Annotated in this window: 1 protein-coding gene; it reads left to right on the forward strand. The window is 49.3% G+C overall.

The window, feature by feature from the left end:
* Positions 1-93 precede the first annotated feature (93 nt).
* Positions 94-1,422 carry an IS4 family transposase gene (locus OCL06_RS00005; protein WP_262991669.1) on the forward strand — a complete coding sequence of 443 codons (1,329 nt, stop codon included), beginning with the start codon at positions 94-96 and terminating at the stop codon, positions 1,420-1,422.
* Positions 1,423-1,433: the final 11 nt, after the last annotated feature.

The following is a 1,433-nucleotide window of genomic DNA, read 5'->3' on the forward strand; positions in this document are numbered from 1 at the left end:
CCTAATGCCGATCAGTTAAGAATTTAATGATCGGTTGACCGATCTTTTGAAGGGTTCAAAATCCGATATCAGTTTCTGATATCGGATTTTTTTATGCCTCTTCACAGCCTTCTTGATGACACTTTTACTGCTGCAGACGAACTTAACTCTGTTAATAAGTTCAAGTCGTTTTTGGACCCTGAGATACTGGAGCAGGCGTTTGAATATTCAGGTGTCGCGACGGTGCGGCGCAGGCGACTGCCCCTTGATGCCGTTATGTGGTCCGTCATTGGTATGAGCTTGTTCCGCAACGAGCCAGTATGGGACATCGCCAGCAAACTGGATATTTCATTACCCGGTAAAAATAAGTTGGTTGCGCCCAGTGCGTTGGTACAGGCTCGTCAGCGGCTTGGAGACGAGGCTGTAGGTCGTGTGTTTCATATGATGGCGGAACGCACTTTTCAGCAAGAAGCCTTCGAGCAATGGTGTGGACTGAACTTACTGGCTGTGGATGGGGTTATGTTCCGGGCTCAGGACACACAGGACAACCTGACCGAGTTTGGGTGCGAGCGCAATAACCACGGCGATGTTGTCTACCCCCAGATTAGGATGTGCAGCCTGATGGAAACCTCCAGCCACATGCTACTTGCCAGTGAGTTCGACAGCCGCCAGGTTGGAGAAATGACGCTGGCTCAAAGACTGCTATCATCGGTGCCGGATAACTCGCTAACCTTGTTTGACAAGGGATACTACTCATTAGGTCTCCTGCATAAATGGCGTCAAAAAGGCGAGCAGACTCACTGGATGTTGCCTGCGCGTAAAGATTTACAATACAGCATCAAACACCAGCTCAACGAGAATGATGCCATTGTTGTTTTGAAAAGCACGCCTCAGGCCAGAAACAAGTTCGAGGACCTCCCTGAAATGATAGAAGCCCGCCTGACCAGTTACCAACTGGATGGGAAAACCTACCGGGTCTTAAGCTCTATGACAGACACGCTGCGTTATCCTTACGATGATGTGGTCGATGTATATACCCAGCGCTGGGAGATTGAAGTGGGCTTCAGGGAGATGAAGCAGGGTTTACATCAAGCCAAGCTCACTCTGCGCAGCAAGAAACCTGAAATGGTTAGGCAGGAGTTATGGGGACTATTGCTGGCCTATAATCTCGTCCGCCTGGTCATGTTGGATGCAGTGAAGCATACTCCGGACGTGGCGCCTACAAGATTAAGCTTTAGTCTGTGCATGCGACAGGTTGTGACCTTCTTCATCTCCGCCACAATACGCAGTGCCAGCAAGCTACCAGAGCATTATGAATACCTGTTAGAGACGCTACGAATGCTGGAACTACCCAATAAGAGACCGGATAGAAGTTATCCACGGGTAGTGAAGGGACTGCCTCGTAAATACCCTAAAAAGAAAAATGCCAGTCAGCTTAACTGACTGGCATTGGG

The organism is Alteromonas salexigens (genome assembly GCF_025628895.1).
In the GTDB taxonomy this organism is placed as follows: Bacteria; Pseudomonadota; Gammaproteobacteria; order Enterobacterales; family Alteromonadaceae; genus Alteromonas; species Alteromonas salexigens.